7 protein-coding genes are annotated in these 16,301 nt (G+C 72.9%); 3 read left to right on the forward strand and 4 right to left on the reverse strand.

Features of this window, described 5'->3' with window-relative positions:
* Positions 1-126: 126 nt before the first annotated feature.
* The 4 genes from treZ to glgX (ACUYMY_RS12845) are packed head-to-tail and all read right to left on the reverse strand — an operon-like array spanning position 127 to position 8,802.
* On the reverse strand, positions 127-1,998 hold the full coding sequence (gene treZ / locus ACUYMY_RS12830) for a malto-oligosyltrehalose trehalohydrolase (RefSeq protein ID WP_481703927.1): 1,872 nt from the start codon (positions 1,996-1,998) through the stop codon (positions 127-129).
* A gap of 3 nt (positions 1,999-2,001) precedes the next feature.
* A complete protein-coding gene (locus tag ACUYMY_RS12835; RefSeq protein WP_481703928.1) occupies positions 2,002-4,425 on the reverse strand; it encodes an alpha-amylase family glycosyl hydrolase in 2,424 nt (807 codons plus the stop codon).
* A 38-nt stretch (positions 4,426-4,463) separates the two neighbouring features.
* On the reverse strand, positions 4,464-6,665 hold the full coding sequence (glgX, locus tag ACUYMY_RS12840; protein WP_481703929.1) for a glycogen debranching protein GlgX: 2,202 nt from the start codon (positions 6,663-6,665) through the stop codon (positions 4,464-4,466).
* Position 6,666: 1 nt separating this feature from the next.
* Positions 6,667-8,802 carry a glycogen debranching protein GlgX gene (glgX, locus tag ACUYMY_RS12845; protein ID WP_481703930.1) on the reverse strand — a complete coding sequence of 712 codons (2,136 nt, stop codon included), beginning with the start codon at positions 8,800-8,802 and terminating at the stop codon, positions 6,667-6,669.
* Positions 8,803-8,960: 158 nt separating this feature from the next.
* Between glgX (ACUYMY_RS12845) and ACUYMY_RS12850 the strand changes: the two genes are divergently transcribed.
* The 3 genes from ACUYMY_RS12850 to ACUYMY_RS12860 all read left to right on the forward strand — a co-directional run bounded on the left by ACUYMY_RS12850 (position 8,961) and on the right by ACUYMY_RS12860 (position 16,296).
* Complete coding sequence (locus ACUYMY_RS12850; RefSeq protein WP_481703931.1) at positions 8,961-9,311, forward strand: hypothetical protein; 351 nt, start codon at positions 8,961-8,963, stop codon at positions 9,309-9,311.
* A 113-nt stretch (positions 9,312-9,424) separates the two neighbouring features.
* Positions 9,425-9,985, forward strand: coding sequence for a TetR/AcrR family transcriptional regulator (locus ACUYMY_RS12855; RefSeq protein WP_481703932.1), 561 nt, complete (start codon positions 9,425-9,427; stop codon positions 9,983-9,985).
* Positions 9,986-10,437: 452 nt separating this feature from the next.
* Positions 10,438-16,296 (forward strand): Ig-like domain-containing protein, encoded by a 5,859-nt coding sequence (locus ACUYMY_RS12860; RefSeq protein WP_481703933.1) that lies wholly within the window; start codon positions 10,438-10,440, stop codon positions 16,294-16,296.
* Positions 16,297-16,301 lie beyond the last annotated feature (5 nt).

Consider the following 16,301-nt stretch of genomic DNA (forward strand, 5'->3'; position numbering starts at 1 on the left):
GGGACAATCGCCTGTTTAATCCAAGGACTGGAGATGCTGTGGCCCGGGGATTGTCGACCGGCGTGACACACGCCGTAAATCGGCCCTGCGAGCGCCATGTCCTCTCAGCCTCTTGACAGGCTGCTCTCAGCCAGTCGCGAGCACGACGGCGGCGAGCCCGGGCAGGCGCACCTCTGCACCCTCGAGTGCGCACCCCTCGTCCGTCGAGACGGCAATCCTGACCGGGAGCCCCGGGGGCAGGGGCACCGACACGGGGCCCGGGCCGAAGCCCACGCACACCGCAGCGCCCGGGCGGCGCCACGTGATCCAGCGGGCCGCGCCTCCGTCAGAGGCCTCGCCGGGCTCGGCCGTCCCGGAGAGCACCTCCGTCTCGTCGAGCCGGCCGTCCCACAGGCCGGGAAGCTCGGCGCGCACGGCGAGGAGCCGGCGGTAGAGCGCGGTCAGGCGTGCGCCGTTGGGCGTCTCCGCCTCCGCCCAGTCGAGGATCGAGCGCTCGCGCGTGGCCGGGTCCTGCGGGTCGGGCACGAGGGCCGGGTCCCAGCCCATCCGCTCGAACTCCTTGAGCCGGCCCTCCCGGGTGGCCTCGGCGAGCTCGGGCTCGGGGTGCGACGTGAAGAACTGCCACGGGGTCTTCGCCCCGTACTCCTCCCCCATGAAGAGCATGGGCGTGTACGGGCCCGCGAGCGTGAGGACCGCGGCGACCGCGAGGCCGTCGTAGCCCAAGCGCGCGCTGGGCCGGTCCCCGACGGCGCGGTTGCCCACCTGGTCATGATTCTGGCTGCAGACCACGAGCTGCGAGGGGTGCACGCGATCCGGATCGATCGGCCGCCCGTGGCTGCGCCCGCGGAAGCTCGAGTAGGAGCCGTCGTGGTAGAAGCCGCCGCGCAGGACCTTGGGCAGGGCCTCCGGGTCGGCGAAGTCCTCGTAGTAGCCCTCGGTCTCGCCGGTCAGGGCCACGTGGACGGAGTGGTGGTAGTCGTCGCTCCACTGCCCGCCGAGGCCGTACCCGCCGCGGGAGCGCGGGTCGATGAGCCTCGGGTTGTTCATATCCGACTCGGCGACGAGGACCTTCGTGCGGCCGGTGCGGGCCGCGACGTCGTCCGCGAGGTCCTGGAGCTCCTCGAGGAGCGTGCGCGCGCGGCGGTCCACGAAGGCGTGGACGGCGTCGAGGCGGAGCCCGTCGACGCGGTAATCCTCGAGCCACAGGCGCGCGTTGGCGAGGATGAACGCCCGGACCTCGTCCGAGTCGGGCCCGTCGAGGTTGACGGCGTCGCCCCACCCGGTCGCGGCGCCGGGCAGGAGGTAGGGGCCGTACTGCGGGAGGTAGTTCCCGCTCGGGCCGAGGTGGTTGTACACGACGTCCTGGATGACGCCGATCCCCGCCGCGTGCGCGGCGTCGACGAAGCGCTGGTACGCGGCCGGGCCGCCGTAGCCCTCGTGCACTGCGGACCACAGCACCCCGTCGTAGCCCCAGTTGTGCGGGCCGTTGAACGCGTTGACCGGCAGGAGCTCGACGAAGCCGACGCCGAGGTCGGCCAGGTACGGCAGCCGCTCCACCGCGGCGTCGAACGTGCCCCCGCGCGTGAAGGTGCCCACGTGCAGCTCGTAGACCGAGGAGCCCGCGAGCTCGCGGCCGGACCACCGGCCGTCCGCCCACACGTGCGCCCCGGGGTCGAAGCCCGCCGAGAGCTCGTGCACGCCGTCGGGCTGGCGCAGCGAGCGGGGGTCCGGGTAGGGCCCCTCGCCGTCGAGGACGTAGCCGTAGCGCTCCCCCGCCGCGAGCGCCGCGGCCACCCGCCCGGCGTCGTCCGACGGCGGGGCCCACCACGCGCGGTCGCGCGCCTCGAGGGCGAGCCGCTCCTGCTTGGCCCCGGTCCCGAGGACGAGCTCCACCCGGTGGGGCCGGGGGGCCCAGACCCAGCCGAGGGGCTTCGGCTCCCGCGCCGCTCCCGGTTTCGGCTCCACTGCCCTCCGCTCGGCCACGGCTCGCTCAGCCATTGTCTACTCCCCCTCCTCTGGAATCAGGAGCGCCACCGGGAGGGCCCTGAGGACCTCGCCCACGTGGTGCCCGCCGGCCTCGTACCTGGTCTGGGTGAAGGCGTCCCGCATCGGCCGGGACACGTGCACCATGGTCTCGCCCCAGCCCCCGCGGCGCTCGAGCCCGACCGGCAGGCGCGTCGCGAGGGCCATCGCCCCGCGTTCGCCGCGCCGGAACCCGACGAGGTGCTCGGCTGCGGGCCCGTGCGCCTCGACGGCGCCGTAGCCGTTGAACAGCTCGGGGCGGTCGCGGCGCAGCCGGAGGGTCCGCGAGACGACGAGCAGCTTGGCCTCCTGGACGAACGGCCCACGCACGGGGGCGCCGGCGTCGAGGGCCTCGAGCGCGGCGGCGCGGGCGGCGAAGTCGACGCCGCGCCGGTTGTCCGGGTCGCACAGCGAGCGGTCCCAGAACTCGGTGCCCTGGTAGACGTCCGGAACCCCGGGCATCGCGAGCTGCACGAGCTTGGCCGAGAGCGCGTTGGACGCCGCGTGCCCGTCGATCCGCTCCGAGAGCTCCCCGAGGAGCCGGTGCACCTCGCCCGGGACGAGGGCGATGTCCACGAGCGCGCGCACGGCGGTCTCGAACTCCTCGTCGGGCGCGGTCCAGCGGGTGTGCACGCCGGCCTCGCGGGCCGCCTTGAGGGCGTAGCCGACGAGCCGCTCGGCGTCCGCGGGCCACGCGCCGAGGACCGCCTGCCAGAGCAGGTTGGACAGCGGCCCGTCCGGCAGGGGCGCGAACGCGTTGAGCCGGGGCACGAGCGCCGCCCATTCGTCCGCGAGCTCGGACAGGACGCTGATGCGGGCGCGGGCGTCCTCGCTGCGCTTCGTGTCGTGGGTCGTGAGGGTCGTCATGGTGTGCGGCTGGTGCCGCTCGCGCTCGGCCATGCGGGCGTGGAACTCGTCCGCGGAGACCGAGAACTGGGTCGGGTCGCCGCCGACCTCGGTGAGCGTGCCGAGCCGGGTGTACCGGTAGAACGCGGTGTCCTCGACGGCCTTGGCCATGACCATGCCGGTGGTCTGCTGGAACCGGATGGCGAGCTCCTGCGTCGGGTCGGCGAGCCGGGGCTCGAGCCCCCGGACCGTCGCGGCCAGGTCGGGCCGGGCCATCTTCGCGTCCCGGCACGCCTGGGCGAGCACCTCGCGCCCCTCGGGGAGGTAGGTGCGGTAGACGGGGAACTGCGCGGCGATCTCGGCGAGCGCGTCCGCGGCCGTCTCGAGCGGGTCCGCCTCCTCGTCATCGCGGACGACGGCGGGCTCCTCCTCGCGCCCGAGGCTCGCCTCGGCGTCGGCCGCCTCCGGCTCCCCCTCGACGGCGGCCGCCAGCCCGACGTCGACCACCGGATCGTCCACCGCGAGCCGGGCCAGGCGCAGGATCTCGGCCCGGAGGAGTCCGTCCGTCATCCAGCGCTTGGTCCCGTGGACCATCTCCCCGAAGTCCGCGGGCTCGCCCCCGCGCAGCTCGGTGTCGAGCTTGGTGAGGGCGTCCTCGCCGTCCGGGTCGGTGAAGAGCCGGTCCACGAGCCCGAGGGCGTCATAGCCTGTCGTGCCCTCGCACTCGAACCCCTCGGGCAGCTCCTCGTGGCCCTCGAGGATCTTCTCGACGAGGGTGTACGCCCCGCCCGTGGCCTCCCGCAGCCGGACGAGGTAGCCGGCCGGGTCGGCGAGTCCGTCCGGGTGGTCGATCCGGACCCCGTCCACGAGGCCCTCGTCGAACCAGCGCCGGACCTCGGCGTGGGCCTCGTCGAACACCCAGGGCACCTCGACGCGCACGCCGGCAAGGGTGTTGATGGCGAAGAAGCGGCGGTAGTTCAGGCGCGTGTCGGCGAGGCGCCACGGGATGAGCTCGTAGTGCTGGCGCGCGTGCACGGCCTGGGGGGTGTCGCCCTGCGTCCAGGTCCCGGGCGCGAGCGGGAAGCGGTGGTCGTAGTAGCGCAGCTCGCCGTCCTCGAGCCGCAGGATGGTCAGATCGTCCTCCGAGCCGAGGATCGGCAGGAGGACCTTGCCGCCCCCGGCGTCCCAGTCGACGTCGAACGCCTCGGCGTAGCGCGAGTCCCGGCCCTCCTTCAGGAGGGACCACCACCATGGGTTCTCCGCCGCCACCGCGACGCCTACGTGGTTGGGCACGATGTCCACGAGCACGCCCAGGCCGGCGGCGCGCGCGGCGGCGGAGAGGGACGCGAGCCCCTCGGCGCCGCCGCGCGCCGGATCGACGCGGGAGGGGTCGCACACGTCGTAGCCGTGCTCGGAGTCGCCGGTCGCCTCGAGCAGGGGCGAGAGGTAGAGCCACCCGACGCCGAGCGAGCGCAGGTAGGGCACGATCGCCTCCGCGTCGGAGAGCGTGAAGCCGGGCCGGATCTGGAGTCGGTAGGTCGAGGCTGGGATCTTCACAGTGCTCCTTCGCGGGTCGGCGGCCGGGCGGCTCGGTGCTATTTGCCCGCGCGGCTCGAGGTCGGCTGGTTGCTCGTACTCGAGCTGGCCTGCGCGGCGAGGGACGCGGCCACGGAGTGGTCGATCTCCTCCTTGCGCTCGTGGGCCCGCAGCACGACCATGCTCTTGGCGGGCATGGTCAGGAGGGCGCCGCTCGGGATCTCGGTCACCCCGGCGGTCTCGCCGGAGGTGTCGAGCAGAACGTCCCAGCCCGGGGCGTACTCATCGGGGGGGATGCGGAACTCCACCTCCGAGGCGTCGGCGTTGAAGTACAGCAGGAAGTTCTTGTCGGTGATGAGCCGGCCGTGCGAGTCCTTCCCGCGGATGCCGTTGCCGTTGAGGAACACCCCGACGCTGCGGCCGAGCGCGATGTCCCAGTCCTCCGGGACCATGGGCTCGCCATCGGCGCGCAGCCACTCGATGTCCGGCAGGGGCTGGCCCTCGCCGCGGCGCACGGGGCGCCCGTTGAAGAAGCGGCTGCGGCGGAAGGTGGGGTGCTCGGCCCGGAGCCGGGCCACGGCGGCGGTGAACTCGACGAGCGGGCCGTCGGCGCTCTCCCAGTCGATCCAGGACAGCGGCGTGTCCTGACAGTAGGCGTTGTTGTTGCCCTGCTGCGTGCGGCCCAGCTCGTCGCCGTGCGAGATCATGGGGACGCCCTGGGAGAGGAGGAGCGTGGCGATGAAGTTGCGCTGCTGCCGAGCGCGCAGCTCGAGCACGGCCTTGTCGTCCGTAGGCCCCTCGGCGCCGCAGTTCCACGAGCGGTTGTGGCTCTCGCCGTCCTCGTTGCCCTCGCCGTTGGCCTCGTTGTGCTTCTTGTTGTAGGAGACGAGGTCCCGCAGCGTGAAGCCGTCGTGCGCCGTCACGAAGTTGATCGACGCGACGGGGCGGCGCCCGGTGTGCTGGTAGAGGTCGGCCGAGCCCGTGAGCCGTGAGGCGAACTCGCCGAGCGTCGCCGGCTCGCCCCGCCAGAAGTCGCGGACGGTGTCGCGGTACTTGCCGTTCCACTCCGTCCACTGCGGCGGGAAGTTGCCCACCTGGTAGCCGCCGGGGCCGACGTCCCAGGGCTCGGCGATGAGCTTGACCTGCGAGACCACCGGGTCCTGCTGGATGAGTTCGAAGAAGCTCGAGAGCTTGTCGACGTCGTAGAACTCGCGGGCCAGGGTCGCGGCGAGGTCGAAGCGGAACCCGTCCACATGCATCTCCGTGACCCAGTACCGCAGCGAGTCCATGAGCAGCTGCAGGGCGTGCGGGTGGCGGACGTTGAGCGAGTTCCCCGTGCCCGTGTAGTCCATGTAGTACTGCGGGTCGTCCTCGACGAGCCGGTAATAGGCGCCGTTGTCGATGCCCTTGAAGGACAGCGTGGGGCCGAGGTGGTTGCCCTCCGCGGTGTGGTTGTAGACCACGTCGAGGATCACCTCGATGCCCGCCTGGTGGAGCGTGCGGACCATCGCCTTGAACTCCTGGACCTGATGGCCCCGGTCCCCGCTCGAGGAGTACCCGTTGTGCGGGGCGAAGAAGCCGATCGTGTTGTAGCCCCAGTAGTTGGACAGGCCCTTCTCCAGCAGCGTGGCGTCGTCCACGAACTGGTGGACGGGCATGAGCTCGAGGGCGGTCACGCCGAGCTTGGTCAAATGGTTCACGACGGCGGGGTGGGCCACCCCCGCGTACGTCCCCCGGAGCTCCTCGGGCACCTCCGGGTGCGCCTCGGTGAGGCCCTTGACGTGGGCCTCGTAGATGACGGTGCGGTGGTAGGGGATCTTGAGCAGGGAGTCGCCCTGCCAATCGAAGAACGGGCTCGTGACGACGCCGAGCATCATGTGCGCGGCCGAGTCCTCGTCGTTGCGGCTGCGGGGGTCCCCGAAGTTGTAGGGGAAGAGGGGCTGCGCCCAGTCGGGCTCGCCCTTGACCGCCTTCGCGTAGGGGTCCAGGAGCAGCTTGTTGGGGTTGCAGCGCTGCCCGGTGTCCGGGTCGTAGGCACCGCCCACGCGGTAGCCGTAGAGCTGCCCCGGCTGCACGTGGGGCAGGTAGCAGTGCCACACGAAGCCGTCGACTTCGGTCATGGGCACACGCTTCTCGTTGCGATCCTCGTCGAAGAGGCACAGCTCGACGTGGGTTGCCGCCTCGCTGAAGAGGGCGAAGTTCGTCCCCGTCCCGTCGAAGGTCGCTCCGAGCGGGTAGGCGGTTCCGGGCCAGATGTCCATGTCAGCTCCTTGGGCTGTCCGTGACTGCTTCGAGGACCACGGCGCTGCGCGCCGGGACCACGAATCGCTCTCCCGCCGCCGTCGTCTCCCCCACGAGCTGCCGCGAGCACGTGGTGAGGGACGTGGTCCACTTCGCGGGGAAGTGACCGGACGGGATGAGGTACTCGACGTCGTTCTCCGCGGCGTTGAGGATCACGAGGAAGTCTGAATCGCCGGCCGAGCCGTGCCGGCCGGTGCCGGGGACGGCGGCCCCGTTGAGGTAGAAGGCGAGGGAGCGGGCCCAGTCATTGTCCCAGTCCTCTGCACCCATCATGGACCCGTCCGCGTCCAGCCACGCGATGTCCGGCAGGGGCTCGCCCTCGGCGGGGGCCACGGGGCAGCCGTCGAAGAAGCTGCGCCGCCGGAACACCGGGTGCTCGTGGCGCAGGCGGATGAGGCGGCGGGTGAAGTCGAGCAGCTCGGCGTCGGCCGCTTCCCAGTCGATCCAGGTCAGCGCGCTGTCCTGGCAGTAGGCGTTGTTGTTCCCGTGCTGGGTCCGGCCGAGCTCGTCGCCGTGGGAGAGCATGGGCACGCCCTGCGACAGCATGAGGGTCAGGAGGAGGTTCCGCTGCTGGCGGGCGCGCAGCTCGAGGATGAGCGGATCGTCCGTGGGCCCCTCGACGCCGCAGTTCCACGAGCGGTTGTGGTTCTCGCCGTCGCGGTTGCCCTCGCCGTTGGCCTCGTTGTGCTTGTGGTTGTACGAGACGAGGTCGCGCAGCGTGAAGCCGTCGTGCGCGGTGACGAAGTTGATCGAGGCGCTCGGCTTGCGGCCATCGTCCTGGTAGAGGTCCGAGGAGCCGGCCACGCGCATCGCGAGCTCGCGGAGCGTGCCCTGCTCGCCGCGCCAGAAGTCGCGCACGCAGTCGCGGAACCGGCCGTTCCACTCGGTCCACTGCTGCGGGAAATGGCCCACCTGGTAGCCGCCGGGGCCCACGTCCCAGGGCTCGGCGATGAGCTTCACCCTGCTGAGCACGGGATCGGCAGCGACGAGCTCGAAGAAGGGCGAGACCATGTCCACGGTGCCCTCCTCGCGCGCGAGCGTCGCCGCGAGGTCGAACCTGAACCCGTCCACATGCATCTCGGTGACCCAGTAGCGCAGCGAGTCGATGACCAGCGAGAGCGCATGCGCGTTGCCGACATTGAGCGAGTTCCCCGTTCCCGTGTAATCCATGTAGTGGAATTCATCCCCCGGAACGAGGTGATAGAAACCGGCATTGTCGATTCCCCGGAAGCTCAGCTGCGGGCCGAGGTGGTTTCCCTCCGCCGTGTGGTTGTAGACGACGTCGAGCAGCACCTCGATCCCCGCGCGGTGGTACGCCTTGACGAGCTCCTTGAACTCGAAGATCTGCTGGCCGCGGTCCCCCGACGAGGAGTAGAACGAGTGCGGGGCGAAGAAGCCGATTGTGTTGTAGCCCCAGTAGTTCGCGAGCCCGCGCTCGCGCAGCACGGCGTCGTGCACGAACTGGTGCAGCGGCATGAGCTCGATGGCCGTCACGCCGAGGTCGGCGAGGTGGCGCACGACGGCGGGGTGGGCCGCCCCGGCGTAGGTTCCCCTGAGCGCTTCGGGTACCTCGGGGTGGAGCCTGCTGAGGGCCTTGAGGTGGGCCTCGTAGATGACGGTCTCGTTGTAGGGGGTGCGCGGGGGCCTGTCGCCCTCCCAGTCGTACTCGCCGTGGTCGACGACGACGGAGAGCATCGCGTGCCCGAGGGAATCCGAGGTGTCCATCTCGCGCGGGGCGCCGAACCGGTACGCGTGCATCTCCTGGCCCCACTCGTTGCGGCCGGAGACGGCGAGCGCGCGCGGGTCCTGGAGGATCTTGGCGGGATTGAAGCGCAGGCCGTGGTCGGGGTCCCAGGGCCCATGCACGCGGTAGCCGTAGAGCTGGCCCGCGAGGACTCCGGGGATGCTGGCCTCCCACCGCACGGCCCCGCCCACGAGGACGGCCCTGCGCACCATCTCGACCCGTTCCTCGGCGCCGTCGGCATCGACGAGGCAGACCTCTACCCGCTCCGCCTCGGGGGCGGTGGCGAGCGCGAAGTCCGTCCCGAGTGGCCTAGGCCGGGCGCCCCAGAAGGCGCCTTCGGTTCTCGCGTCCATGGGAGTGACCCTAGCGGACGCCGCCGACAGGCGTGCTCGGCGAGGCACCCACGCGTATGTCCTGCGTCACATTCGAGGACGTTGTTTGAACGCCTCGCGCGTCTTTGCGCAAGCGCTTACACTATTCGTGCTAGACATCGCTCTTCCGGAGGGGCCCCATGGACTTCCGCCATCTCACGCTCGGCGACAAGGTCGTCTTCGCCGATGCCGGCCCCAAGCCCTTCAACGTCCGCGCGGTCTCGCCGGACCACACCGTGGTGATCCTCTCCCGCCCCGCCTCCGACGGCGCGTGCGCCGAGTACACGATGATCGACTGGACGCGCCCCGGCCGCGCCACGGACGGCACCGACGGCGTCGGGCACATGATCGGCTCCGGCGTCCACCGGAACCTGCACCGCTTCTTCCACTCGCCCCTCGACATCCCGGGCCAGCCGCCGCCCACCCAGACGATCCTCGCCTTTGGCGGCTGGACGGACGTGGCCATCATCGCGGTCAACGGCCAGCCCTAACCCAACGTTGCGGGGTCACCTCCCTGCGTTGCGGGGTCACCTCCCTGCGATGCGGGGTCACGTCCCTGCGATGCGGGGTCACCGGCTCCGGCCCGCGACCTAGAGTTGGTGCCATGTCTGCACGCGAGAGGGCGCTCGACGCGGCGGTGGAGCTGCTCGGCACCCAGGGCCTGCGCGCTCTCACCCACGTGCGGGTCGACGACGCCGCCGGCCTGCCCCGCGGCTCGACCTCCAACCACTTCCGTACCCGCGCCGCGCTCGTGGCCGGCGTCGTCGAGCGCATCGTGGACCAGGAGGTGGGTGGCGCGGACACTGGCACGCTGCCCCCGGATCCGGAGGGTTTCGCGGAGCTCGTCACGTCCATGGTCCTGGCCCTCACCGGGCCCTTCCGGGTGCGCACCACGGCCCGGTACGTGCTCTTCCTCGAGGGCACGCACGACGACGACGTGCGGCTTCCGCTGCTGGCCGGCCGCGCGCGGTTCCGGGCCATCACCGAGGCCGCGCTCGAAGCGTACGGGGCGACGGCGCCGTCGGTCGCGGCGACCGCCGTCATGGCCGCGGCCGAGGGGATGATCATGCACCGGCTCGCGGTCGACCCGGACGCCGACGTCGCCGAAGCCCTGAAGCTCGTGGTCCGCGCCGCCGTCTCAGCCGGAGCTGACCCCGCATCCTAGGGACGTGACCCCGCAACGTTGGGAGGTGACCCCGCATCGTAGGGAGCTGACCCCGCAACGTAGGGAGGTGACCCCGCAAGGTGGGTTGGCACCGTAGGTACGGGGGCCGGGCTGGGGAGTTCTCCCCATCGGCGACGGCCGGTTTTCCGTGGGGCCTGCCCCTAGACTCTCCCGAGGGGTGTCTGCCCGTGCGCCCTCAATCCGGGGGGGAGCATTCATGGGGATCCTGTCATGGGCTGGCGCGAGAAGGCGCCAGCTGACCACCGCTGCCAGCACGACGACGGCGGCCGCCGTGGCCGCCGCCGCGCTGCTGTACCCGGGGTTCACCGAGACCCGAGCTCAACGACGGCGGCATCTGGGTCACCAACACCTCGAAGAACGCCGTCGGCCGGCTGAACTTCGCCTCGAAGACCCTCGACGGCGCCGTCCTCGCCGCGTCCTCGGACTTCGACGTGCTCCAGCGCGAGGGCACCGTCCTCGTGCAGGACGCGGGCGCCTCGGCGGCGAACCGCGTCGACCCGGCGGAGGTGCGCCTCGGCGGCGAGCAGGGCCTGCCCGCGGGCGCGGAGCTGACGCTCGGTGCCGACACGGCCGCGGTCGCCGACCCCTCCGCCGGCAAGGTCTGGGTGCTCCCGCAGTCCACGCTCCCCGGCGCGGACCTCGAGAACCAGCCGCCGCTCGTCGAGGGCGGCAGGGGCTCAAAAGCGGCCGTCGGCCCCACGGACACGGTCGCCGTCGCGGACCCCGAGAAGGGCCTCGTCACCACCATCAGACCCGGCGGCTCGCGCGAGGAGACCGGCTTCACCGAGCTCGCGGGCGCGAAGCAGGTCCAGATCGCCCTCGTCGGCGAGAGGCCCGTGGCCTTCGACCCGGACGCCGCTCTCCTCTTCCTCCCCGGCGGAAAGACCGTCGAGGTCCCCGGCGGCAAGGGCGGGCGACTCCAGCAGAGCGGCGAGGCCGCGGACGCGGTGGCCGTCGCGGCGCCGTCGGGCCTCGTGCTCCAGCCGCTCGACGGCGCCCCGGCCCGCACAGTCCCGGCCGGCGCCGAGGGCGTCCCCGCGGCGCCCGTGCGCGTGGCCGGGTGCGTCTACGGCGCGTGGTCCGGCTCGGCCGCCTACGTGCGGGACTGCAACGGCGACACGAGCCGGCGCCAGATCCCCCAGGCCTCGGAGCGCTCGACCTTCGTCTTCCGCGTCAACCGCAACCTCGTCGTCCTCAACGACACGAGCGCCGGCACGGTCTGGCTCGTCTCCGAGGACATGATGATCGTGAACAACTGGGACGAGGTCGTCCCCGTGCAGACGAGCTCGGTGGACGCCGAGAAGGAGTCCCCGGACACGGTCCAGAGCGCGCAGCTGCCGGACCGCACCAAGCCGAACAACCCGCCCGTGGCCAAGGAGGACCGCTTCGGCGTCCGCCCCGGCCGCACGACCCTCCTGCCGGTCCTCGAGAACGACTCGGACCCGGACGGCGACGTCCTGACCGTCGCGGCGGAGTCCCGGCCCGCGGCGGGCACACTCGAGGAGGTCTACGGCAGCACGGGCTTCCAGGTCACGCTCCCCGCGGACGCCCGCGGCACGGACTCCTTCAGCTACACGGCCGACGACGGGCGCGGCCTCACGGCCTCGGCCTCGGTCGCGCTCGAGATCGTCCCGCCGGACGTGAACCGCGCCCCGCAGCCCAAACAGGGCCGGAACAACCCGCTCATCGTGGGCGTCGGCAAGGAGGCCACGCGCGAGGTCCTGCCCGACTGGACCGACCCGGACGGCGACGACCTCTTCCTCGTCTCCGCCGAGACCCCCGACCCCGCGGACCGCGTCCGCATCACCCCGGGCGGCACCCTGACCTTCACGGACGGCGGCGCCGCGCCGGGCCGCAAGCGCGTCACCGTGGGCGTCTCGGACGGGCGCACGACGGCGACGGCGGACGTGGTCGTCGACGTCCGGGCCGGCTCGCTCGAGGCCCCGATCGCCCTCGCCGACCACGTCACGGCCATCGCGGGCGTCGAGACCAAGGTCGCCCCGCTCCTGAACGACGCCGACCCGCAGGGCGGCAGCCTCCGCCTCGCCCTCGTCACTCCCCCGTCGGGCGTGACGGCGACCCTCAACCCGGACCAGCAGACGTTCACGTTCCGCGCGGACCGCCCGGGGACGCACTACGTCGAGTACGTCGTGACCAACGGCCCGGCGAGCGCGCGGCAGCTCGTGCGCGTCGACGTCGTGCCCGCCAACAGCGAGGGCACGCCGGTCGCGGTGCGGGACGTGGCCGCCGTCCCGGCCGGGGGCAGCGTGCTCGTGGACGTGCTCGGCAACGACACCGACCCGGCCGGCGGCGTGCTCGTCGTGCAGTCGGTGAGCGTCCCGCCGGGGACGCCGCTCGGCGTCGCGATCCTGGACCACAGCCTGGTGCGCGTCACCGACGTCGGCGCGAGCGGGACCCTGAGCATCAAGTACACCGTCTCCAACGGCCGGGCGAGCGCGACGGGCGAGATCGCCGTCGTCGTCCTCCCCGCGCCCGAGAAGCCGCTGCCGCCGCAGGCCAACCCGGACGAGGCGGACGTGCGCGCCGGGGACGTGGTGAGCATCCCGGTCCTGGCGAACGACGTCGACCCGAACGGCGGCGAGCTCACGCTCGTCCCCGAGCTGGTCCAGTCGCCCGCACCCGGGGACGGCCTCGCGTTCACCTCGGGCGGGATGCTGCGCTTCGTCGCGGGCCCGAACCCGGCCACGGTCTACGCGATCTACAAGGTCCGCAACGCCTCCGGCCAGGTCGACTCCGAGCAGGTGACCATCCGGATCCGCGCCGCCGAGGGCGCGCCGAACGCGGCCCCGCAGCCGCGCAACCTCACGGCCCGCGTGCTCGCGGGCGGGACCGTGCGCATCCCCGTGCCGCTGCACGGCATCGACCCGGACGGCGACTCGACCGAGCTCGTGGGCCTGGACCGCGGCCCGGCCCTCGGCACGGCCCTGCCCGGGCCCGGCTTCATCGACTACCAGGCCGCCGCGGACTCCGCCGGCACGGACACCTTCACCTACCGCGTGAGGGACCGGCTCGGCGCCGAGGCCGTCGGCACGGTGCTCGTGGGCGTCGCGCCGCAGGGCGCGGTCAACCAGCTCCCCCAACCGGCGGACGACTCGGTCACGGTCCGCCCCGGCCGCCGGGTCGCCGTCGACGCCCTGCGCAACGACGCGGACCCCGACGGCGACCGGCTCGCCCTCGTCGCGGATGCGTTCGAGGGCGTGGACGCCCTCCAGCCCAGCGTGGACCCGCGCGGGCTCATCGAGCTCACCGCGCCGGGCGAGCCCGGGATCGTGAGCCTGCGGTACACGGTCCAGGACCCGAAGGGCGGGCGCGCGACGGCGTCGGTGCGGGTCGAGTCGAGCCCCGAGAGCCCGCTCAAGCCCCCGGCCGCCGCGGACGACGTCGTGAGCCAGGCCGAGATGCGGGGCAGGACGACGGTCCAGGTCCCGGTCCTGGCGAACGACTCCGATCCGGACGGCCGCTCGGCGGACCTGCGCGTGGGCCTGCCCGAGGGCTCGCCCGCCCAGCTGGGCCCGGACGGCTCCGTGATCGTCCCGTTGGCACCGGCCGAGCAGGCCCTGCCGTACACCGTCACGGACGCGGACGGGCTCACGGCGACGGCGATCGTGTGGGTCCCGGCCGCCGGCCAGCAGCACCCGGTCCTGGCCAGGGACGAGGTCGTCGAGGTCAAGGCCGGCACCGCAACCGACCTCGACCTGCGCCAGTGGGTGCGCGTCCGCGAGGGCCGCACGCCGCGGATCACGGTCATGGACGGGCTCAGCGCCGTGGGCGCGCCCACCGAGGGCATGGTCTCCGGGGACGGATCGACGCTGCGCTACGCCGCCCGCGAGGACTTCTCCGGCCCCGGCTCGGTCACCTTCGAGGTCACCGACGGCACCGGCCCCGACGACCCGGAGGGCCTCACCTCGACCCTGACCATCCGCACGAGGGTCCTGCCCTCGAACGCCAACCACCGGCCCACCTTCCAGGGCACGAGCGCCGAGGTCCCGGCCGGGGACGAGGCGCAGGTGCGCCTGGACCTGCTCGCGCAGGACCCGGACGACGGCGACCGCGGCCGGCTGCGCTTCGCCGTCGAGGGCTCCGCCCCGGAGGGCTTCACGGCCTCGGTGGACGGCCCGGTGCTCAAGCTCCGCACCGCGGACGGCACCCAGGCCGGCCGCACGGGCGTGCTCGCCGTCTCGGCCACCGACGGCCGCTCGGAGCCGGTCACGGCCCAGTTCACGCTCACGGCGACGGCGTCGAGCCGGCCGCTCGCGGTGGCGAACGACGACGCCGTGCCCGCCGCGAACGCGGGCCGCACCGAGCGCGTGGACGTCCTCGCGAACGACATCAACCCGTTTCAGGACGGCCCGCTCACGCTCGTCGGCGCCGTCGTCGAGACCGGGCAGGCGGCCGGCCAGCCGGGCTTCTCGGGCGGCACGGTCGAGGTCACGCCCGCCTCGGGCTACAAGGGCCTCCTCGTGGTCCGGTACACGGTCCAGGACCGCACCGGGGACCGGGCGCGGCAGGTCGAGGGCCGGCTGCGGCTCACCGTCCGCGCCGAGCCGGACGCCCCCGCGGCCCCGACGGCCAGCGACGTGCGGGACCGCACCGCCGTGCTGCGCTGGGCCCCGCCGGCGGACAACGGCGCGCCGATCGAGAAGTACACGGTGCGCGGCGACGGCTTCAGCCAGGACTGCCCGGCCACGACGTGCACCCTCACGGGCCTGACGAACAACAAGGCGTACCGGTTCACGGTGACGGCGTCCAACGACGTCGGCGAGTCGGCGCCGTCGCCCGTCTCGGCCGAGGTGCGGCCCGACGTCAAGCCGAGCCCGCCGGGCGCGCCGACGCTCGGGTTCGGCGACGGGAAGCTCGACGTGACGTGGCCGGCCGCGGCGACCACGGGTTCGCCCGTGAAGAGCTACAACCTCGAGATCTCTCCCGCCCCGGCGGGCGGGGTCGCGGCGAAGCAGGGCGTGACCGGGCTGGCCTACACGTGGACGGGCCTGACGAACGGGGTCGAGTACGTGGTCCGGGTCCAGGCCGTCAACGACGCGCCGACGCCCTCGGACTGGAGCCCGTACTCCGCGCCGGAGAACCCGGCCGCTCCCCCGGGCCAGCCGGCCCCGCCGACGAGCCAGAGCGCGCCCGCCGTGGGCACCTCGGCGCAGATCAAGGTCACGTGGTCCGAGCCGGCCACGAACGGCGACCCGATCTCGGCGTACCACGTGACGATGAGCGGCGGCGGTGCCGCGGCCCAGACGCAGACCGTGCCCGGAACCTCGACCACCGCCACCTTCACGGCCGGGACCTCCGAGACGGCGTACACGTTCACGGTCCAGGCCGAGAACAAGGCGGGCAGGGGCCCGGTGAGCAGCCCCTCGGCGCCGCGGCGCGCCGTCGGCAAGCTCGGCTCGGTCTCCTCCGTCACGGCGACCCCGGCGAACACGGGCGGCGCCGGGCGGGCGCTGAAGATCGACTTCACGCCGCTCACGGCCGCGCAGCGCAACGGCTCGACGGCGGACGAGGTCACGTACACGTATTCGGCCTCGACGGGCCAGTCCGGCCCGATCTCCCCCGGCCAGACGGTGGGCGGATTCGCGAACGGCACCGCGACGACCGTGTCCGTGACCGCGCACTCGACCCGCGCCCCCAGCTCGGACCCGACGCCCGCGGCCCCCGCGACCCCGTACGGCTCCCCGGGCACGCCGGGCGCGTCCGGCCAGAACGGGGCCGAGAACCAGCGCTCGCTCACGCTCTCGTGGTCCTCGCCGTCGGCCTCGACCAATGACGTCGCCCAGACGAGGATCAGCATCGACGGCGGCGGCTGGGAGACGGTGGCGGCCTCCGGCTCGCGGACCATCAACACCGGCGGGTACAGCGAGCAGCACTCCATCCGGGTGCAGACGTTCAACTCGATCGGCCAGGGCGGGCCCATCGCGAGCGCCTCGGCGCAGAGCGGGCCGCAGAAGACGACGTGGGAGACGCAGCTCGTGAACGGCCCGACCCGCAACTGCACGGACAACGGCTCGGGGTCCTCGTGGTTCGGCAAATCCGGGTACACCCACACGTGCGACGGCGTGACCAACGGCTGGCCGTGGCTCTACCCCGGGACTGTCATCACCGTGAGGTGCTACGACGTGCGAACCGTGCTCGACCAGGGCACGGACGAGTGGTACTACATCGTGGGCGGCAGCTACCAGGGCAAGAGCTACTCGGGCCGCTGGCAGGTCGCCGCGGGCACCACGATCGGCCGGTCCGCCCAGAGCGGGGTGCCGCACTGCTGACAGGC

The organism is Sinomonas sp. T428B, assembly GCF_056780155.1.